This window comes from Nocardioides sp. J9, from assembly GCF_007829375.1.
Taxonomy (GTDB): domain Bacteria; phylum Actinomycetota; class Actinomycetes; order Propionibacteriales; family Nocardioidaceae; genus Nocardioides.
Genome location: NZ_VLJQ01000126.1, coordinates 1 through 19,835, shown reverse-complemented (window position 1 = coordinate 19,835; position 19,835 = coordinate 1). Strand labels below are relative to the sequence as shown.

Below are 19,835 nucleotides of genomic sequence, written 5' to 3'. Positions count from 1 at the left end.
GGCGACTCCCGCCGAGCCAACCCCTGGGCCGCGAAGATCTACAACGACGCCCTCGCCCGCGGCAAGGACCACCCCCACGCCACCCGCATCCTGGCCCGCGCCTGGCTCGGCGTGATCTGGCGATGCTGGCAGAACCAGACCGCCTACGACCCCCACCAGCACGGCGCCCTCCAGGCACTGCTCAGCGGTGTCGAAGCGGCCTGACGTTGACACAGGGCTACTCATCGCGCGAGCATCCGGTCCAGCGCGGCGCTCACACGGGCGGCGTCGTCGCGGTACTTCACCAGCGCCCCCAGCGTCCGGGCAGCGGTCTCGACGTCGAGCTCGACCGTACCGAGGTGCTGCAGCGCGCGGGCCCAGTCGAGGGTCTCCGCGACCCCGGGCGGCTTGAGCAGGTCGCCACCGGCCCGCAGCTGCTGCACGACACCGACCACCTGCCCGGCCAGCTCGGCGCTGACCTCCGGCGCGCGGGAGCGGACGATCGCGACCTCCCGCTCCAGCCCGGGGTGGTCGATCCAGTGGTAGAGGCAGCGTCGCTTCAGCGCGTCGTGCAGCTCGCGGGTGCGGTTGGAGGTCAGCACCACCGTCGGCGGCACCGCGGCCTGCACCGTGCCGAGCTCGGGGATGGTGACCTGGAAGGTCGAGAGCACCTCCAGCAGGAAGGCCTCGAACTCGTCGTCGGCCCGGTCCACCTCGTCGATCAGCAGCACCGCCGGGCTCTGCTGCAGCGCGGCCAGCACCGGCCGGGCGAGCAGGAAGCGCTCGTCGTACAGGCTCTTCTCGGCCTCCTCGACCTGCGCGGCCCCGCGCTCGCCCCCACCGCCGACGACCGCCTCGATCGCGCGCAGGTGCAGGATCTGGCGCGGGAAGTCCCAGTCGTAGAGCGCCTGCGTGGCGTCGATGCCCTCGTAGCACTGCAGCCGGATGAGCGGCCGCTCCAGCGCGGTCGAGATCGCCTCGGCCAGCGCTGTCTTGCCCGTGCCCGGCTCGCCCTCGAGCAGCAGGGGGCGGCCCATCTCCAGCGACAGGAAGAGCACCGTCGCGAGGTCGTCGTCGCACAGGTAGCCGGTCTCCCCCAACCGGCGCGACAGCTCGGCGACACGGGCGTCCATGGCGCGAGGCTATTGAGCCGGCCGTTGGTCCGAGGTTGGCTCGTCGACGTCCCGGCCGGACGCCAGGTCGCCGCACTCGACCAGCCACGGGTCGCGGACGGAGAGGTAGCGCCGCGCCCCGCGGTCGCCGGCTGCGGAGTCGCTGACGCCGGCCCAGTGGTCACGGCCGATCAGCACCGGGTGCCCCGGCCGGCCGAGGTACGACGCCCGGGCGAGCGCCGCCGGGTCGCCGGTGTTGTGCTCGAGCACCCGCGCCACCACCTCCGCGGTGACGTCGGGCAGGTCGACGAGGTGCACGAGCGCGGCAGTGGTGGTCGTGCCGGCGTCGGCGAGCGAGCGCAGCCCGGTGCGCAGCGAGGCGCCCATCCCGGACTGCCACGCCCGGGAACGGACGACGTGCACCCGCGCGTCCACCAGCTCGTCCCCCGGCTCGCTCCGCGCTAGCAGCTGCTGCGCCTCGTCGGCGGCGGCGCCGAGCACGACGGTCACCTGGGGGCAGCCGCCGTCGAGCAGCACCGCGACGGCCCGGGTCAGCCAGGGCCGCCCGGCGTCGTCGCGCACGAGCGCCTTCGGCATCCCCATCCGGGTGCCGGCGCCGGCCGCGAGCAGCAGTCCGTGGGCCACGTGGCCGAGCCTATGCCGCCCGGCAACTCCGGACAGGAGGTGCCGGCTGCTGCCGGCTGGCGGCCGGACCTCAGCGCTCGTGGTTGGCGACGGTGAGCAGCACCGCGGCGTCGCTGAGGGCCTCGAGGTCGTGGCGTTGCTGCGGGATGGCGAGGTGGTCGCCAACGCGTCCGCGCCAGGTGTCACCGCCGGCGTGCAGGGCGACCTCGCCCTCGAGGACCTGCAGCGTTGCCTCGTCCGGTGCGTCGTGCTCCCCGAGCCGCTCCCCGGCGCGCAGGGCGATGACGGTCTGCCGCAACCGGTGCTCCCGGCCACCGTGCACCGTGACCGCGGCCCGGCCGCTGGACGCCTCTCGCGCGGCGTCGAGCTGCCGTACGGCGAGGTCGGTCAGGTTCGTGGACTCCATGGCGTGCTCCTTCCGAACCGCTCGTCGCGGCTCCGGTAGACGATGTAGGGCCGGGTGAGGTAACCGAGCGGGGCACTGAACACGTGCACCAGCCGGGTGAACGGCCACAGCGCGAACAGGCCGAAGGCGACCAGGGCGTGGAGCTGGAACCCGATCGGGGCGTCGGCCATGAGGGCGGCGTCGGACTGGAAGGCGAGGAACGAGCGGTACCAGATCGACACGCCCTCGCGGTAGTTGTACTCCCCGCCGAGCGTGAAGATCGACCCCGCGACGGTGTTCCACATCCCCAGCACGATCACGGCGCCCAGGAAGGCGTACATGACCTTGTCCATGGGGGTCGTGGCGGAGAAGACCGGCCCGACCGTGCGTCGCCGGTAGACGAGGATCGCCATCCCGACCACCGTCATCACGCCCGCCACGAGGCCACCGACGACGGCGACGAGGTGGTAGAGGTGGTCGTCGACGCCGATGGCCTCGGTCCAGCTGCGGGGCACCAGCAGCCCGATCACGTGGCCGCCCACGACGCCCAGCATGCCGAAGTGGAACAGCGGCGAGCCGAGCCGCAGCAGGCGGTTCTCGTAGAGCTGCGAGGACCGGGTGGTCCACCCGAACTTGTCGTAGCGATAGCGCCAGAAGTGCCCGACGACGAAGGTCGCGAGGCAGAGGTACGGCACGATCACCCACAAGAAGACGTCCATGCTCAGGCCCTCACCTTCAGCGTCGCAGGGGCGATCAGCGGCGGTCCGTAGCCGTCGAGGCCGACCTCCTCGGCCGGCGGCCCCTGCTCCACCAGGCGGCGCACGGCTTCCGCCTCGTCGCCGCGCAGCTCCGGCAGCGTGGCGCAGAGGGAGACCAGGGCGCCGGCCCACGGGGAGCCGGTGGTGCCGTCGTCGTTGCGCCACCCGGTCAGGGCGAGCCGCAGCATCTCGACGCCGGCCCGGTGGTCGGCGAGCAGCTGCGCGGCCACGTCCACGTCGACCGTGGCACCGAGCTGGAGCACGGCGCACAGGTGGTCGGGCAGCTCGCCGGTCGTGTCGTCCCACGTGACGCCGGCGTTGCGGTACACCTCCTTGAAGCGCAGCAGCGCCCGGCCACGCCGGCGGGTGTCGCCGTGGGCGAAGTAGGTCAGGTGCAGGGCGCACTTGCGGGTGTGGTCGAAGGTCGCGACGTACTGCTCCTGCAGGGCGGTGAGCGGGGTACGCCGCAGGTGGTCGGCCAGGCCGGCGAGGTCGGCGTCCCCGGGGACCAGCGCCTCGATGTCGTCGAGCGCGGCCTGCAGCCCGGCCGTCGGGTAGTCCAGCAGCGCTGCGCACGCGGCCCACACCGGCCGCACGTCGCGGCGGCTGCGACGGCGCCTCATGCCGGCCTCCCTCCGGAGCTCCCGTCGCTGCGTGGCGGGAACAGCCCCTCGGGCACGCCCTTGCCGTCCCAGTTCAGCAGGTTGACGCGGCTCGCCTTGTCGTCCGGTGCGGCCAGGGTGTCGCTGGTCTGGCGCTCCTGCAGCATGCGGAAGTTCTCGATCGCGACGGGGGTCGGGTAGCCCGAGCCCTCGCCGAACAGGCCCGACTGGCCGTCGTGCTCCGCGACCGGGCAGTCGGTGACGAGCTCCTCGAGGGCGTGCGCCTGCTCGGCGTGCGCCGGCGGGATGACGTAGCGCTCGTCGTACTTGGCGATGGCGAGCAACCGGAACATCTCGTAGAGCTGCTCCCCCGTCATCCCGACCGCGGCGGGGATGGACTCGTCGACCTCCCGGCCGAGGTTGATGTCGCGCAGGTAGGACCGCATCGCGGCGAGCTTGCGCAGCACCCGGTCGACGGGGGCCGTGTCGCCTGCGGTGAAGAGGTTCGCGAGGTACTCGACCGGGATCCGCAGTGCGTCGATGGCAGCGAACAGGTTGCCCCGGTCCTCGGCGTCCTCACCGGTGTCGCGGACGGCGTCGACGACCGGGGAGAGGGGCGGGATGTACCAGACCATCGGCATGGTGCGGTACTCCGGGTGCAGCGGCAGCGCGACCTCGTACTCGTTGATGAGCCGCCACACCGGCGAGCGCTGCGCGGCCTCGATCCAGTCGGCGGGGATGCCGGCGTCGGCCGCCGCCTGCCGGACGGCGGGGTCGTGCGGGTCGAGGAAGCAGGCCCGCTGGGCGTCGTACAGCGCGTGCTCGTCCTCGATGCTCGCCGCCTCGAGCACCTTGTCGGCGTCATAGAGGACCAGGCCGAGGTAGCGCAGCCGGCCCACGCAGGTCTCCGAGCAGACGGTGGGGATGCCGACCTCGACCCGGGGGTAGCAGAAGGTGCACTTCTCGGCCTTGCCGGTCTTGTGGTTGAAGTAGACCTTCTTGTAGGGGCAGCCGGAGACGCACATCCGCCAGCCGCGGCAGCGGTCCTGGTCGACGAGCACGATGCCGTCCTCGGCGCGCTTGTAGATCGCGCCCGAGGGGCAGGAGGCCGCGCACGACGGGTTGAGGCAGTGCTCGCAGATCCGCGGCAGGTAGAACATGAAGGTCTGCTCGAACTCGAGGCGCACCTTGTCCTCGATCCCGCGGAGCATGACGTCGCTTGCCGCGTGCTCGGGCGAGCCGCCGAGGTCGTCGTCCCAGTTGGCCGACCACTCGACGTCCATGTCCTTGCCGGACAGCAGGCTCTTCGGCCGGGCGACCGGGAAGGTGTCGGTCTGCGGCGAGCTGAGCAAGGTCTCGTAGTCGTAGGTCCAGGGCTCGTAGTAGTCCTCGATCGACGGCAGCTTCGGGTTGGAGAAGATGGTCGCCAGCTTCTTCAGCCGTCCGCCGCTGCGCAGCGCGAGCCGCCCGTTGCGCTTGCGGATCCAGCCGCCCTGCCACTGGTCCTGGTCCTCGTAGGTGCGCGGGTAGCCGAGCCCGGGGCGGGTCTCGACGTTGTTGAACCAGACGTACTCGGTGCCGGTGCGGTTGGTCCAGGCCTGCTTGCAGGTGACCGAGCAGGTGTGGCACCCGATGCACTTGTCGAGGTTCATCACCATCGCCATCTGGGCCATGACTCGCATCAGTACTCGACCTCCACCGTGCGCTTGCGGATCGTCGTGACCTCGTCACGGTTGTTGCCGATCGGTCCGATGTAGTTGAAGAAGTAGGCGAGCTGCGCGTAGCCGCCGACCAGGTGGTTGGGCTTGAGCAGGATCCGGGTGAGGCTGTTGTGGATGCCGCCGCGCTTGCGGTCCCGCTCGGTGAGCGGGACGTCGATGAGCCGGTCCTGGGCGTGGTGCATGTAGACCGTGCCCTCCGGCATCCGGTGGCTCACGATCGCGCGGGCGGCGACGACGCCGTTGCGGTTGACCATCTCGATCCAGTCGTTGTCGCGCACGCCGATCTTCGCGGCGTCGCGGTCGGACATCCACACCGACTGGCCGCCGCGCGAGAGCGAGAGCATGAAGAGGTTGTCCTGGTACTCGCTGTGGATCGACCACTTGTTGTGCGGGGTCAGGTAGCGCACGGCGACGCCGAGCTCGCCCTGCTCCCCGATCCGCGGCTCCCCGAACAGGGCCGTCATGTCCAGCGGTGGTCGGTAGGTGGGCAGCATCTCGCCGGTGCCGAGGAACCAGTCGTGGTCGATGTAGAGCTGCTGCCGGCCGGTGAGGGTGTGGAAGGGCTTGTGCCGCTCGATGTTGATCGTGAACGGGCTGTAGCGGCGGCCACCGGACTCCGAGCCCGACCACTCGGGCGAGGTGATCACCGGGACCGGCGCGACCTGGGTGTCGCGGAAGGTGATCTGCTTGCCCTCGTGCTCGGCCGCCAGGTCGGCCAGGTGGGTGCCGGTGCGCTGCTCGAGGAAGCGGAAGCCCTGGGTCGCCAGGTGGCCGTTGGAGACCCCGGCGAGGTGGAGGATCGCGTCCGCCACCTGCACGTCGGTCTCCAGCCGCGGCTGGCCCCGACCCGCGCCGGCGCCCGCCACGCCGTGGCGCTGGCGCAGGATGTCGACCTCGCGGTGCACGTCGTACCGCACGCCCTTGGTGAGCATCCCGGCCCCCTCCAGCAGCGGGCCGACCGTCGTCATCTTGTCGTGGACGGCCGTGTAGTCGCGCTCGGCGACCGCGATCACCGGCATCGTGCGCCCCGGGACCGGCTCGCACTCGCCCAGCCGCCAGTCCCTGACCACGCCGTGCTCGGTCGCCATCGCCTCGGGCGTGTCGTGCCACAGCGGCTTCGCGACGACGTCGCGGCGGGTGCCGAGGTGGTCGACCGCGAGCTCGGAGAACCGTTTGGCGACGAGCAGCCAGGCGTCCCAGTCCGACTTGGTCTCCCACGGTGGCGGGATCGCCGGGTTGAAGGAGTGCACGAAGGGGTGCATGTCGGTCGTCGACAGGTCGTGCTTCTCGTACCAGGTGGCCGCCGGCAGCACGACGTCGCTGAGGATGGTGCTGCTGGTCATCCTGAAGTCGATGGTCATCAGCAGGTCGAGCTTGCCCTCGGGCGCCTCGTCGGCCCACCGGACGGTGCGCGGTCGCTGGTCGGGCGCCGCCTCCTGCGCGGTCGCGGCGCTGTCGGTGCCGAGCAGGTGGCGCAGGAAGTACTCGTTGCCCTTGGCCGAGCTGCCGAGCAGGTTGGACCGCCACAGGTCGAGGATCCGGGGGTGGTTGTCCTCGTGCTCGGGGTCCTCGACCGCGAAGCGGAGCGTCCCCTCCTTCAGCTGCTGCGCGACGTATGCCGGCACCTCCATCCCCGCGGCGGCCGCGTCGTCGGCGACCTGCAGGCTGCTGCGGTCGAAGGTCGGGTAGCTCGGCGTCCACCCCAGCCGCACCGACTGCGCCAGCAGGTCCATGACGCTGCTGCCGGCGAAGATGCCGGTGCCGGCGTCGAGGTCGTCGGCGCTGAAGGTGTCGTAGCGGTACTGGCTGGTGTTCACGTACCAGTACGCGGTCTGGTTCATGTGGCGCGGCGGCCGGTGCCAGTCGAGGGCGAAGGCGAGGTGCTGGAAGCCCATCAGGGGGCGGACCTTCTCCTGGCCGACGTAGTGGGCCCAGCCGCCGCCGTTGCGGCCCTGGCACCCGGTGATCGTGGTCAGGACCAGCATCGCCCGGTAGATCTGGTCGGAGTGGTACCAGTGGTTGACCCCGGCGCCCATCAGGATCATCCCGCGGCCCTGGGTGTCGATCGCGTTCTGCGCCCACTCCCGGGCCAGGCGCCGGACCTGGGCGGCCGGTACGCCGGTGTGCTGCTCCTGCCAGGCCGGCGTGGCGACGCCGTCCGGGTCGTCGTCACCGGCGGGCCACTGCCCGGGGAGGCCGTCGCGCGCGACGCCGTACTGGGCCAGCGCCAGGTCGAGGACGGTGGTGACGAGGCGGTCGCCGACGCGGACCACGGGGACGCCGCGGCGGTGGTGGCGGACCTTGCCGTCCGCCGCGTCGAAGCGCGGCAGCTCGACCTCGACGGCGTCGTCGCGGAGCTGGTGCACGCTCAGCGCGGGGTCGATGTCGCCGAGCTCGAGGTTCCAGCGGCCCATCCCCTCCTCGCCGAAGCGGTGCCCGAGGGCGCCGTTGGGGATGCGCACCTCGCGGGTCGTCGCGTCGAGGACGGCGGGCTTCCACATCGCGTTCTCGGTGCCGCCCTCGGGGTGGTCGATGTCGCCGGCGACCAGGAACTTCCCGGGACGCCAGGCGCCGTCCGTGGTCGGCTCGAGGCAGACGAGGTGGGGCAGGTCGGTGTAGCGCTTGTTGTAGTCGGTGAAGAAGGGCACCTCGCGATCGACGAAGTACTCCTTGAGCACGACGTGTCCCATCGCCAGGGCGAGGGCGCCGTCGGTGCCGGGCGCCGGGCTGACCCACTCGTCGGCGAACTTCACGTTCTCGGCGTAGTCCGGCGCCACCGCGACGACCTTCTGCCCGCGGTAGCGCGCCTCGGTCATCCAGTGCGCGTCGGGCGTGCGGGTCATCGGGACGTTCGAGCCCCACATGATCAGGTAGCCCGCGTCCCACCAGTCCCCCGACTCGGGGACGTCGGTCTGGTCGCCGAACATCTGCGGCGAGGCGTTCGGCAGGTCGGCGTACCAGTCGTAGAAGGAGAGCATCGGCGCGCCGATGAGCTCGAGGAAGCGCGCCCCCGACGTGTACGACACCGGCGACATCGCGGGGATCGGGGAGAAGCCGGCGATCCGGTCCGGGCCCCAGCGCTTGACGGTGTAGACGTGGGCCGCGGCGACGAGCTCGACCACCTCGTCCCAGGAGGCCCGCACCAGGCCGCCCTTGCCCCGGGCTCGCTTGTAGGCCCGGGCCTTCTCGGCGTCCTGGACGATCGAGCCCCAGGCGACCACCGGGTCGCCGTACTGCTGCTTCGCGGCGCGGAACATGTCGAGCAGCACGCCCCGCACGTACGGGTAGCGCACCCGGGTCGGGCTATAGGTGTACCAGGAGAAGGCGGCCCCGCGCGGGCAGCCACGGGGCTCGTACTCCGGTCGGTCGGGACCAGCGCTCGGGTAGTCGGTCTGCTGCGCCTCCCAGGTGATGATCCCGTCCTTGACGTAGACCTTCCACGAGCACGAACCCGTGCAGTTGACGCCGTGGGTGCTGCGCACGACCTTGTCGTGGCTCCAGCGGTCGCGGTAGAAGACGTCGCCCTCGCGGCCACCGCTCCTGAACAGCGCCCGGGCGTCGTCGCTGACCTCCGCCTTCGTGAAGAACCGGCGCGACCCGATGGCCACCCGCTGGAGTCGGGACTCGAGGTCGGTCATGCGACAGTCTCCTTCGGCGCGGTGGCAGTGCGGCTGACGATGGTGAAGGTGAGGACGAGCGCGGCGGCGGCAGCGACAGCCAGCAGCCACAGCCCGATCGCGTAGGAGTCGGTGCGGCCGTAGACGTAGCCCATGACCAGCGGGGGCACGAACCCGCCGAGGCCGCCCGCGGCACCGACCAGCCCGGTGACACCGCCGACCCGGCTCGGCTCGGTCACCTGCGCGACGAGGGCGAAGGTGGCACCGCTGGCCGCACCGAGCGCGGCCGCCATGGCCAGGAAGGCCACCGTCCCGCCGGCCTCCAGCGGAGGTGTCCCCGCGGCCACGGCGGCGCAGACCGTGACGACGGTGAACCCGACCCCGAGCACCTGCACCGAGCCGATCCGGTCGGCGAGCCAGCCGCCGACGGGACGCATCAGCACCGCGACCACGACGAAGCCGGCCATCCGGTTCGACGCGTCGGCCGCCGTCAGCCCGTGCGCGGTCTTGAGGTAGGCCGGCAGGTAGACTGAGAACGCGACGTAGCCGCCGAACGCGATCGCGTAGAGGACGCACGCCTGCCAGGTGATCCGCAGCCTCGCCGTCGCAGCGAGCCGCTGCCCGAGCGGCGCCGAGGGCACCGTGCGACCGGGCGCGTCGCGCAGGACGAGCCACGCCACGACGCCGTACACGACGAGCACGGCGGCGGTGATCAGGAACGGCGCGCGCTCCCCCGCGTCGTCGTACAGCGGCACGGTCGTCAGCGCGCTGATGGCGGTGCCGCCCATGCCGGCGCCGAAGATGCCGACCGCGAGGCCGCGACGCTCCGGCGGGAACCAGGCGTTGACGAAGGGCACGCCGACCGCGAACGCCGTGCCGCCGATCCCGAGGAAGAAGCCCCCGACGAGCAGCAGCGCGTAGGAGTCGAGCGCGAAGAACGCGACGAAGAGGACCGGCACGACGGTCGCGAGCGAGACGAGCGGGAACATCACCCGCCCGCCGAAGCGGTCGGTGAGCGCGCCGACCACGATGCGTCCCAGCGAACCGACGACGACCGGGACGGCCACGAGCAGCGAGACGTCCGACTCGCTGAGGTCGCCCAGGTCACCGGTGTCGCGGAACAGCGGGCCGAGCGGGCTCAGCAGGGCCCACGCCCAGAAGTTCACGACGAAGCCGAGCGTCGCCATGCCCAGCATCACCCAGGGGGTGGCGGATGTGTGGCGTGCCGCCCTGGTGGCTCCCTGCGCTCGTCCGGTGGTCCGCATCGTCGCCTCCTCCGGGTGCCGGGCTCCCTCGACCGGCCCCACAGCTTCGACATCCACCATGGCCCATGGACGGCCCTCGGCAACAGGGCAAAAGTCCCTGAGGCGGAGATGACCTGGGGCGGGGACGACCCCGGGGCCGAGGACCCGGGCCGTCCGGGTGGCACCGGGCGGGACTCCGTCCCGGTTCGCGCCGATCAGGCGCGGACCGTCAGGGGGCGACGGCGATCGCCTCGACCTCGACGAGCTGGTCGGGGTAGCCGAGCACGGTGACGCCGAGCAGCGTGCTGGGGGCGTCGTGGTCGCCGAACGCGGCGCGCACCTCGCCCCACGCCGCGACCAGATCGGCGCGGTCCGACGAGGCGACGTACACGGTGGACTTGGCGACGTCGGCCAGCGTGCACCCCGCCGCTTCCAGGGCGGTGACGAGGTTGGCCATCACCAGGCGTGCCTGCCCCGCGACGTCGCCCACGTGGGCGACCGCACCGCTCTCGTCGAGCGGGCAGGCACCCGCAGTGAGGACGAGGCCGTGGGCCCGCGCGGCGTAGGCGTAGGGGACGTCGTCGGCGAGGGCAGGGGCACGCAGCAGCTCGACAGGCATGACGCCATCCTGCTCCGGGGCCGCGTGGCGCCGCACCCGGATTGCGCGGGCAGCATCTGACCCCTCGACGTGCCACAAGTGACCACTCGACCTGCCACTTGTGACCACTCGACGAGCCGGAAGTGACGCTTCAACAGGCCGGAAGTGACGTCTCGACCGTCCGGCAGGAGGGGGGTGGAAAACGCGACGAGGCCCCCGCCGTGGGCGGGGGCCTCGTTGTGGTGCGGGTGGGGCTGGACTCAGAAGTCCATGCCGCCCATGCCGCCGGTCGGGTCGCCCGCGGGGGCGGCCTTCTCCGGCTTGTCGGCCACGACGGCCTCGGTGGTGAGGAACAGCGCGGCGATCGACGCGGCGTTCTGCAGCGCCGAGCGGGTCACCTTGGCCGGGTCGATGATGCCGTTGGCCAGCAGGTCGACGTACTCGCCGGAGGCCGCGTTGAGGCCCTCACCGGCAGGGAGGTTGGCGACCTTCTCCGCGACGACGCCGCCCTCGAGGCCGGCGTTGATGGCGATCTGCTTGAGCGGGGCGGAGAGCGCGACCTTCACGATGTTCGCGCCGGTGGCCTCGTCACCCTCGAGCTCGAGCTTGTCGAACGCGTTCGCACCGGCCTGGACCAGCGCGACGCCACCACCGGGGAGGATGCCCTCCTCGACGGCCGCCTTCGCGTTGCGGACAGCGTCCTCGATGCGGTGCTTGCGCTCCTTGAGCTCGACCTCGGTGGCCGCGCCGACCTTGATGACGGCGACGCCGCCGGCCAGCTTGGCGAGGCGCTCCTGCAGCTTCTCGCGGTCGTAGTCCGAGTCGGAGTTCTCGATCTCGGCGCGGATCTGGTTGACCCGGCCCTCGATCTGCGACTGCTCGCCGGCACCCTCGACGATGGTGGTCTCGTCCTTGGTGATGACGACCTTGCGGGCCTGGCCGAGCAGCTCGAGACCGGCGGTCTCCAGCTTGAGGCCGACCTCCTCGGAGATGACCTGGCCACCGGTGAGGATGGCGATGTCCTGCAGCATGGCCTTGCGGCGGTCACCGAAGCCGGGGGCCTTGACGGCGACCGACTTGAAGGTGCCGCGGATCTTGTTGACGACCAGGGTCGACAGGGCCTCGCCGTCGACGTCCTCGGCGATGATGACGAGCGGCTTGCCCGACTGCATGACCTTCTCCAGCAGCGGCAGCAGGTCCTTGACGTTGCTGATCTTGCTGTTGGCGATGAGCACGTAGGCGTCCTCGAGGACGGTCTCCATGCGCTCGGGGTCGGTCACGAAGTAGGCCGAGATGTAGCCCTTGTCGAACCGCATGCCCTCGGTGAGCTCGAGGTCGATGCCGAAGGTGTTCGACTCCTCGACCGTGATCACGCCCTCCTTGCCGACCTTGTCCATCGCCTCGGCGATGGCGTCACCGACGGTGGCGTCGCCGCCGGCGGAGATGGTCGCGGTGGCAGCGATCTGCTCGCGGGTCTCGACGTCCTTGGCCATGCCCAGGAGCTGCTCGGAGACGGCGCTCACGGCCGCCTCGATGCCCCGCTTGAGGCCCATCGGGTTCGCGCCGGCGGCCACGTTGCGCAGGCCCTCGCGGACGAGCGCCTGGGCGAGGACGGTCGCGGTCGTCGTACCGTCACCGGCGACGTCGTCGGTCTTCTTCGCGACCTCCTTGACCAGCTCGGCGCCGATCTTCTCGTAGGGGTCCTCGAGCTCGATCTCCTTGGCGATGGAGACACCGTCGTTGGTGATCGTGGGGGCGCCCCACTTCTTCTCCAGGACGACGTTGCGGCCCTTGGGGCCAAGGGTGACCTTGACGGCGTCGGCGAGCGTGTTCATGCCACGCTCGAGGCCACGCCGGGCCTCCTCGTTGAAAGCAATCAGCTTCGACATAACTCCTGCGATTCCTTCGCGATGTCCGTTATCACTCTCAAGGCGAGAGTGCCAGCATCATGTTTAGCACTCGCCCATGGCGAGTGCAAGGAGAGAGCAGGAGTTGGTCGGGTGAATCTCGGGCCTCGGAACGGCGGCCGGGACCGGGCGGTTCACGGGATCGCGTAGCTGCCGACGAAGGCCTCGTCCCCGGCCCGCCAGCCGCGGATGTCGGCGACCCGGCTGAGCTCTTCGGTGCCCGCACGCCAGGCCAGCACCCGGGCCCGGGAGTGGCGCGACTCGAGCAGCACGGTCGCCTCGTCGAGCCAGCCCACGACGGGGCAGCACTGGAGCCACCGACGGCCGGGGCCGTCGGGCACGACGAGGACCGCGCTCTGCCCGCCCCACCGCACCGCGACGCCCTCCCGGGACCGGAGGTCCGGCCCGGCGCGGGAGGGGTCGCCGGAGAGGACGAGGCCCTGCGCGATGGCATCCCGGGCGTCGACCGGCACCCCGTAGGGCTCGTCGTCGGTGAGCAGGCGCACCGGCGGGGGCGGGTCGACCGCCGGCGTGTCGACCCGGGTGCCGTCGGCGTCGAGCACGAGGCCTGGCGCGGCGCCCTCGGCCGGGACGACGAGCAACCGGTCGGTGGCCCACCAGGTGTCCTCGGGGTCCCGCCCGTCGAGGTCGATGCGGGTCCACTCGTCGGTGCCGAAGTCGTAGACGGCGAGCGCGCCGGTCTGGCGCAGGAAGACCCGCTCGCCGTCCGGCGCCAGGCTTGCCCTCGACAGCGGGCTGAGCCAGTTGCCCCCGCTGTCCGCCCACGGATCGATGCCCGCCACGTCGAGCGTGTACGACGTCCCGTCCTCCCCCACCGCGACGACCCGGTCGAGGCCCCGGTCGTCGTCGACCTCGAAGACCGCGACGGCCCGCCCGATCCCGGCTGCCACCGGCCCGGCGCCGGAGAGGTCGACCTCGGCCGGCAGCGGGCCGCCCTGCAGCCGCGGCAGGTTCGGCTCGTCGGCGACGTCGGGCGCCTGCCAGACCTGCGCGCCGGCGTACGAACCCCGGGGCTCCGCCCCGGCCGGGTGGCCAGCCCCACCGCCCGCCGCTGGCGGGTCCGGCGCGCGCGGGCCCACGCGGCGTCGACCAGGTCGGCCCCGGGCAGGTCCGCCACGCGTTCGTGGAGCACCTCGTGCAGTCGTTCGCCGGTCATCTCAGACCTCCTCCCCCAGCAGCTCGGCCAGCTCGGGCGCCGCCTCGCGCAGGCGGGCCAGGGCCAGGTGGGCCTGGCTCTTCACGGTGCCGACGCTCACCCCGAGGGCCTCGGCGGCGGCTCGCTCGGTGAGGTCGTCGTAGTAGCGCAGCACGACCACCGCGCGCTGCCGCGGTGTCAGCGCGGCGAGGGCGGCGTCGAGCGCGATCCGCCGCTCCGTGGCCGGCGCGTGGTCGCGCACCTGCGTCCCGGGGCCACCCCGGCCCGGGTCCGTGCCGAGCACCTCCCGGCGGCGCTTGCGCCACCCCGAGATGTTGTCGCGCACGACGACCTGCCGCGCGTAGCCGGTCGGGTTGCCGTCACGCAGGCGGCGCCAGCGCAGGGCGACCTTCGCCAGCGCCTCCTGGACCAGGTCCTCGGCGCGGTGGCGGTCACCGGTGAGCAGGAAGGCGGTGCGCAGCAGGTCCTGCTGCGCACGCGCCGCCCAGCTGCGGAACGCCTCCTCGTCGGTGGTCACACCCCATCAACGCACACCCGGGCCAGAAGGTTGGAGGACCGACCCGGCCGAGTCGCGCGGGCGGGTCAGGCGACCTCGACGACCGGCTCGTGCCGCACCGGGAAGTTGACCGACGCGGCGATGAAGCAGTTGCGGCTGGCCTCCTCGTGGATCTCGCGGGCCAGCCCGACGAGGGCCGGGTCGGTGATGGTGACCCGCGGGCGCAGCACGACCTCGGTGAAGTGCCCGCCCTGGCCGACCTGGGCCATCGTGCCGGTGGGGCTGTCGTCGTACGCCGTGACGACGATGCCGTGGCTGACCGCCGAGTGCAGGTACGACAGCAGGTGGCACTGGGCGAGCGCCGCCAGCAGCAGCTCCTCGGGGTTCCAGCGCGTCGCGTCGCCGCGGAAGGTGGGGTCGGCGGAACCGGCGAGGTCGGGCTTGCCCTCCGCCCGGAGCAGGACGTCGCGCCCGTAGTCGCGGTAGCCGGACGTACCGGTCCCGCGGTTGCCCTGCCAGGTCAGGTCGAGTGCGTAGTGGTGGTCGGTCACCGGGACAGTGTCCCGGCCACCGGACCGAAACCGCGGAACGCTGGATGGAACACGTTCTCGTTTGGCAGGCTACGCGTGTGACCCCCACCACACCGTCCTCGCCGCGACCGATCAACCTCGCCGACGTCCTCGAGGCGATGGCCGACGCGCTCCCCGACCGCGCCGCCATCGTCACCATGGAGCGCACCTGGACCTTCGCGGAGGTCGACGACCGCGCCACCCGGCTGGCCAACCACCTGGTGTCCCTGGGCGTGCAGCCGGGCGAGCACGTGGCCGTGCACGCGACGAACCGGATCGAGTGGATCGACGCGCTCTACGGGTGCCTCAAGGCGCGGGCGGTGCCGATCAACATCAACTACAAGTACCTGCACGACGAGCTGGCCTACCTCTACGACAACGCCGACTGCGTCGCCGCGATCATCGCGCCGGAGTTCGTCGACGCGGTCGAGGCGCTGGACACCCCCACACTGCGCGAGATGGTCGTCCTCGGCGAGGAGTACGACGCCGCGCTGGCCGCCGCGTCAGCCGAGCGCCTCGACAACGGCCGCTCCGGCGACGACCACTACGTGCTCTACACCGGTGGGACCACGGGCAGCCCCAAGGGCGTGGTGTGGCGGATCGAGGACCTCATCCGCGCCGCCCTCAACGCCGGCCGCTACGGCGCACCGCTCGACTCCGTCGAGCAGCTCGTCGAGGAGGCGGTCGCGGTCGAGACCCCGATGGTGCTGCTGGCCTGCGGCCCGATGATGCACGGCGGCAGCCAGGTCGCCGGCCACACCGTCGCGCTCTACACCGAGCCGAGCTTCAGCGCGACCGGCATCCTCGACCTGGTCGAGAAGGCGCGGGTCGTGTCGCTGACCTTCCTGGGCGACGCGATGGGCCGCCCGGTCGCGGAGGCGATCCTCGCCGAGCCGGACCGCTGGGACCTGTCCAGCCTGGCCGCGGTCTCGAACGGCGCCGCCCCCCTCTCGGACGGCGTGCGCGAGGAGATCCGCCGCGCCCTGCCGGGCCGCTTCATCCTCGACTCCTACGGCTCCTCCGAGTCCGGCGCCGCCGGCTCCCGCATCGACGACGGCACCGACGGTGGTGCAGCCGCCCCGCGGTTCACCGTCAACGACCAGGTCGAGGTCTTCGACCCGGAGATGAAGCCGTGCCCGCCAGGCGTCGACGGCCTGCTCGGCCGCACGGGCCCGGTCCCGCTCGGCTACTACAAGGACCCGGTGAAGACCGCGGCGACCTTCAAGGAGGTCGACGGCGTCCGCTGGGTGCTGCCCGGCGACTTCGCGCGACGCGAGGAGGACGGGTCGGTCACCGTCCTGGGCCGCGGCTCGGTCTGCATCAACACCGGCGGCGAGAAGGTGCACCCCGAGGAGGTCGAGGCGGTGCTGTTGCGCCACGACGACGTGTTCGACGCCGTCGTGGTCGGGACCCCGCACGAGCGGTGGGGCCAGCAGGTCACCGCGCTGGTCCAGCGCCGCGACGGGGCGAGCATCACCGAGGAGGACGTGCGTGAGCACTGCCGGTCGCTGATCGCCAACTACAAGGTTCCGAAGTCGGTGTTCTTCATCGAGGAGGTCCCGCGCACCCCCGTCAGCAAGGTCGACTACCCGGCCAGCGCCGAGCTCGCGACGCAGCTGCTCGGCTGAGGCCCGGGCACGACTGAGCACCTGTGCTCATGACGTCATGACGACGGGGGCGGACGATCGGGCCATGCGTACTCGAACGATCGTCCTCATCGTCCTGGCCGTCCTCGCTGTCCCCGTGCTGCTGGTCGGCGCGGTCGTCGGCTACTTCGTCGTCAGCGGGACGCCGTTCTGGGACGAGTGGCAGTGCAGCGAGGGCGAGGCGCCCTACCACTTCGCCGACGGCGGCACGGCCTGCGCGGCCGAGGGTTCCGAGCTCCCCGAGGGGGCACAGTGGGACCCGCTCGGCAACCGGCCGTTCGAGTGCCACGACCGCTGGGGCTGGACCGAGATCGAGCGGATCGGCGCGGAGGACGAGGGCACCGACTGCCTGAAGGAGGGACGACCGGTGCCGGACGGCTGGCGCGAGGTGCGCTGACCCACACACATGCGACGACGCCGGGCCCGCTGCTGCGGGCCCGGCGTCGTCGTGCGTCAGGGGTACGACGTCAGCAGCCGCCGGCGACGGCGGGGATCACCGACACCTCGGCGCCGTCGGGCGTCGGGGTGGCGAGCTCCTGCTCGAAGCGGACGTCGTCGTTGTTGACGTAGACGTTGACGAAGCGGCGCAGCTTGCCGTCCTCGTCGACGATGCGCCCCTTGATGCCGCTGTAGCTGGCGTCGAGGTCGTCCAGGATCTCCGCGACGGTGGCGCCGTTGGCGGTGACCTCGGACTCGCCGCCGGTGTAGGTGCGGAGGATGGTGGGGATCCGGACGCTGACTGCCATGGGTTCTTCCTTCTGCTGCTGGGGTGGTGGCTCAGAGACCCGTGGCCTTGAAGGCGCTGTAGGTCGGGGCGATGGTCGCGGCGGCGCTGACCTGGCCGGAGACCGCGTCGAGCGTCTTGAGGCCGTGGCCGGTGTTGATGACGACCGTCTCGAGGTCCGGGTCGAGCTGGCCGGTCTCGACGAGCTTCTTCGTCACCGCGACGGTGGTGCCGCCGGCGGTCTCGGTGAAGATGCCCTCGGTGCGGGCCAGGAGCACGATGCCGGCGCGGATCTCGTCGTCGGTGACCTCCTCGACGGCACCGCCGGTGCGGCGGGTGATGTCGAGGACGTAGATGCCGTCGGCGGGGTTGCCGATGGCCAGGCTCTTGGCGATCGTGTCCGGCTTGACCGGGCGGATCGCGTCGACGCCCGCCTTGTAGGCCGTGGCGACCGGGCCGCAGCCCTCGGCCTGGGCGCCGAAGATCCGGTACGGCTTGTCCTCGACGAGGCCGAGCTTGATCAGCTCCTGGAAAGCCTTGTCGACCTTGGTCAGCTGCGAGCCGGAGGCGACCGGGATGACGACCTGGTCGGGCAGGCGCCAGCCGAGCTGCTCGGCGATCTCGTAGCCCAGGGTCTTCGACCCCTCGGCGTAGTAGGGGCGGACGTTGACGTTGACGAACGCCCAGCCGTCCTCCTCGCCGGCGATCTCGGAGGCGAGCTTGTTGACGTCGTCGTAGTTGCCGTCGACGGCCACGAGGTTCTCGGTGAAGATCGCCGAGTTGACCTGCTTGGGCTGCTCGAGGTTGCTCGGGATGAACACGACGGTCTTGATGCCGGCGCGGGCGCCCGCCGCGGCGACGGCGTTGGCGAGGTTGCCGGTCGAGGGGCAGGCGAACACCGTGGCGCCGAGCTCGCGGGCGGCGCTGAGCGCACAGGCGACGACGCGGTCCTTGAACGAGTTCGTCGGGTTGGTGGAGTCGTCCTTCACCCACAGCTTGCTGATGCCGATCTCCCGGGCGAGGTTGTCGGCCTGGAGCAGGCGGGTGAAGCCCGGCTCGGTGTTGGGGCTGGCCTCGATGTCGGTCGGGACCGGCAGCAGCGCCTTGTAGCGCCAGATGTTGCGGGGGCCGGCCTCGATCTCCTCGCGGGTGACGGCCGGGAAGTCGTAGGCGATCTCGAGCGGTCCGAAGCACTCCGGACACGCGTAGAAGGGGCCGAGGTCGACCCGGTGGCCACACTCCCGGCAGGAGAGGGCGGTGGCGTGCCCGAAGGCACCTTCTCGAAGTCCGGCAGTCCGGGGGGCCTCGGTCACGGCGGCGCTCATGGAAATCCTCCTTCTCATCTGTCCCGCGCGACTCTCGCCTCGGGTCGGATTTGGCACCGTTTCCGCGACGGACCCCAGCTGTGCTGGTGCGTCCGGGAGCTCGCGGCGGTTGCCGGGACTTCACAGGGCCGTTCCCTCAGTCCCTCTGGATGAGCAGGATCAGAGTAGGGGTGACCCGGCCCCGGCCACGAATCGGGTCCCGAATGTCGAGACGAGCGTCCGGGATGTGGGATCAGGCGCGACGGTCGCGGGCGTCCCGCGCCAGCCTGCGCAGCAGGTCGAGGACGCCCTCGGGCCCGGGTACGACGACGTCGGACATCTCGACGAGCACGCTCTGTTCGTCGGAGGCCGAGCACACGCGCAGCGTCGCCACGCCCTGCTTGCCCAGCTCGTCGACGGCCTCGAAGGCCTCGACGTCACCCAGGTCGTCGCCGGCGAAGACGAAGCCCTCGGCGTCGAGCACCGCGGCGAGGCGGTTGACGACCATGCCCTTGTGGGAGCCCGGCGAGCGGACCTCGATGACGGCGCGGCCGGGCTCGAGGACGAGTCCGTGGGTGTGCGCGAGCTCGCGGAGCGGCGGGAGCAGCCGCTCGAAGGCGGCGTCCGGGTCGGGCAGGCGGCGGGTGTGGACCGCGACGGCCAGCCCCTTGTCCTCGACGAAGGCCTCGCTCGCCCCGGCCCGGCGCAGGGTGCGCGGCAGGTCACGCTCGAAGGCCGCCAGGCCGCGTGGCGGACGGGCGCCGAGGATGCGGCGGCGGCCCGAGCTCCAGCGCTCGTTGCCGTACTGGCCGAACACGAAGAGCTCCTTGCCGGCGGCCTGCAGCGCGTCGCCGACCGCCTCCAGCCCGCCGAGGTCGAGCGCCTGGCGCGCGGGCCGGCCGGTGATGACCGCGATCGCGGCCACCTCGGCGGCGAGCTCGACGAGCACCTCCGCCCCGTCGGGGTGGATGTGGGCCTGCGTGGGGTCGTCGACGATGGGGGCCAGGGTGCCGTCGAAGTCGAGCCCGACGACCGTGCGCGGGGCGACACCCACCACGGCGTCGTACCGCTGCTCGGCCTCGATCGACGTGTACCTCACGTCTCCATCCCACCATGTCCGCACAGGGGCACGGTGTCCGGTGGGGCCGATCCCATCCCTCCGCGGGGCTCGCGCACCCGACCCGTCGCCAGCCGCCGCTGGTTGAGGTGCGAGGCCGCCCACGGCCGAGCCTCGAAACCAGCGGCACCGGCACACCCGACCGTAGTGGGCACAGCCCGCCCGTCAGGCCCGGAGGTTTCGAGGCTCCTCGCTGGCGCTCGTCGCACCTCAACCACCGGGCGGGCACTCGTC

The 19,835-nt window shown here is 71.9% G+C and carries 18 protein-coding genes, 1 pseudogene and 1 riboswitch; of the genes and pseudogenes, 3 read left to right on the top strand and 16 right to left on the bottom strand.

All coding sequences use genetic code 11. The features are described from left to right. Positions 1-204, top strand: a pseudogene (locus tag L615_RS21285) (IS110 family transposase); the annotation flags it as partial. 17 nt (positions 205-221) lie between these two features. On the opposite strand, the gene L615_RS21280 reads toward L615_RS21285, so the two are convergent. From L615_RS21280 to L615_RS21220, 13 genes are all read right to left on the bottom strand, one after another. Beyond that, a complete protein-coding gene (locus tag L615_RS21280; RefSeq protein ID WP_028656699.1) occupies positions 222-1,112 on the bottom strand; it encodes a MoxR family ATPase in 891 nt (296 codons plus the stop codon). A gap of 9 nt (positions 1,113-1,121) precedes the next feature. After that, positions 1,122-1,736 carry an NTP transferase domain-containing protein gene (locus tag L615_RS21275; protein WP_145726399.1) on the bottom strand — a complete coding sequence of 205 codons (615 nt, stop codon included), beginning with the start codon at positions 1,734-1,736 and terminating at the stop codon, positions 1,122-1,124. A 70-nt stretch (positions 1,737-1,806) separates the two neighbouring features. Beyond that, positions 1,807-2,142 (bottom strand): cupin domain-containing protein, encoded by a 336-nt coding sequence (locus tag L615_RS21270; protein ID WP_145726398.1) that lies wholly within the window; start codon positions 2,140-2,142, stop codon positions 1,807-1,809. Further along, on the bottom strand, positions 2,124-2,840 hold the full coding sequence (narI, locus tag L615_RS21265) for a respiratory nitrate reductase subunit gamma (RefSeq protein ID WP_028656702.1): 717 nt from the start codon (positions 2,838-2,840) through the stop codon (positions 2,124-2,126). Before narI ends, L615_RS21270 begins: the two co-directional genes overlap by 19 nt. A gap of 2 nt (positions 2,841-2,842) precedes the next feature. Continuing rightward, complete coding sequence (narJ, locus tag L615_RS21260) at positions 2,843-3,502, bottom strand: nitrate reductase molybdenum cofactor assembly chaperone (protein ID WP_036518668.1); 660 nt, start codon at positions 3,500-3,502, stop codon at positions 2,843-2,845. Beyond that, on the bottom strand, positions 3,499-5,163 hold the full coding sequence (narH, locus tag L615_RS21255) for a nitrate reductase subunit beta (RefSeq protein WP_145726397.1): 1,665 nt from the start codon (positions 5,161-5,163) through the stop codon (positions 3,499-3,501). The genes narJ and narH overlap by 4 nt, the downstream gene beginning before the upstream one ends. Continuing rightward, positions 5,163-8,840 (bottom strand): nitrate reductase subunit alpha, encoded by a 3,678-nt coding sequence (locus tag L615_RS21250; RefSeq protein WP_028656704.1) that lies wholly within the window; start codon positions 8,838-8,840, stop codon positions 5,163-5,165. The genes narH and L615_RS21250 overlap by 1 nt, the downstream gene beginning before the upstream one ends. Beyond that, positions 8,837-10,084 (bottom strand): MFS transporter, encoded by a 1,248-nt coding sequence (locus L615_RS21245; protein WP_222430649.1) that lies wholly within the window; start codon positions 10,082-10,084, stop codon positions 8,837-8,839. Before L615_RS21245 ends, L615_RS21250 begins: the two co-directional genes overlap by 4 nt. Positions 10,085-10,292: 208 nt before the next feature. Next, positions 10,293-10,682 carry a RidA family protein gene (locus L615_RS21240; protein WP_028656706.1) on the bottom strand — a complete coding sequence of 130 codons (390 nt, stop codon included), beginning with the start codon at positions 10,680-10,682 and terminating at the stop codon, positions 10,293-10,295. 239 nt (positions 10,683-10,921) lie between these two features. Next, positions 10,922-12,550, bottom strand: coding sequence for a chaperonin GroEL (gene groL, locus L615_RS21235; protein ID WP_028656707.1), 1,629 nt, complete (start codon positions 12,548-12,550; stop codon positions 10,922-10,924). Between the two features lie 152 nt (positions 12,551-12,702). Continuing rightward, positions 12,703-13,668: a hypothetical protein gene (locus L615_RS21230; RefSeq protein WP_145726396.1), complete on the bottom strand. Its 966-nt coding sequence runs from the start codon at positions 13,666-13,668 to the stop codon at positions 12,703-12,705. Positions 13,669-13,746: 78 nt separating this feature from the next. Further along, the gene (locus tag L615_RS21225; RefSeq protein ID WP_145726395.1) at positions 13,747-14,262 is read right to left on the bottom strand and encodes a SigE family RNA polymerase sigma factor; all 516 of its coding nucleotides are present in this window, start codon (positions 14,260-14,262) and stop codon (positions 13,747-13,749) included. Positions 14,263-14,327: 65 nt separating this feature from the next. Continuing rightward, positions 14,328-14,792 (bottom strand): OsmC family protein, encoded by a 465-nt coding sequence (locus L615_RS21220; protein WP_028656710.1) that lies wholly within the window; start codon positions 14,790-14,792, stop codon positions 14,328-14,330. A gap of 77 nt (positions 14,793-14,869) precedes the next feature. On the opposite strand from L615_RS21220, the gene L615_RS21215 reads away from it, so the two are divergent. Continuing rightward, positions 14,870-16,438, top strand: a complete 1,569-nt coding sequence (locus L615_RS21215) for an AMP-binding protein (protein ID WP_186449967.1) — start codon at positions 14,870-14,872, stop codon at positions 16,436-16,438. Positions 16,439-16,502: 64 nt separating this feature from the next. Continuing rightward, positions 16,503-16,853: a hypothetical protein gene (locus tag L615_RS21210; protein WP_028656712.1), complete on the top strand. Its 351-nt coding sequence runs from the start codon at positions 16,503-16,505 to the stop codon at positions 16,851-16,853. 70 nt (positions 16,854-16,923) lie between these two features. Here the strand turns inward: L615_RS21210 and L615_RS21205 are convergent, their stop codons facing one another. The 3 genes from L615_RS21205 to otsB form a co-directional block, all read right to left on the bottom strand. Continuing rightward, positions 16,924-17,202, bottom strand: a complete 279-nt coding sequence (locus L615_RS21205; protein ID WP_028656713.1) for a ubiquitin-like small modifier protein 1 — start codon at positions 17,200-17,202, stop codon at positions 16,924-16,926. A 31-nt stretch (positions 17,203-17,233) separates the two neighbouring features. Beyond that, a complete protein-coding gene (gene thrC, locus L615_RS21200) occupies positions 17,234-18,505 on the bottom strand; it encodes a threonine synthase (RefSeq protein ID WP_028656714.1) in 1,272 nt (423 codons plus the stop codon). A gap of 11 nt (positions 18,506-18,516) precedes the next feature. Then, positions 18,517-18,661: riboswitch (SAM riboswitch) on the bottom strand. Between the two features lie 76 nt (positions 18,662-18,737). Then, the gene (gene otsB, locus L615_RS21195) at positions 18,738-19,583 is read right to left on the bottom strand and encodes a trehalose-phosphatase (protein ID WP_145726393.1); all 846 of its coding nucleotides are present in this window, start codon (positions 19,581-19,583) and stop codon (positions 18,738-18,740) included. Positions 19,584-19,835: the final 252 nt, after the last annotated feature.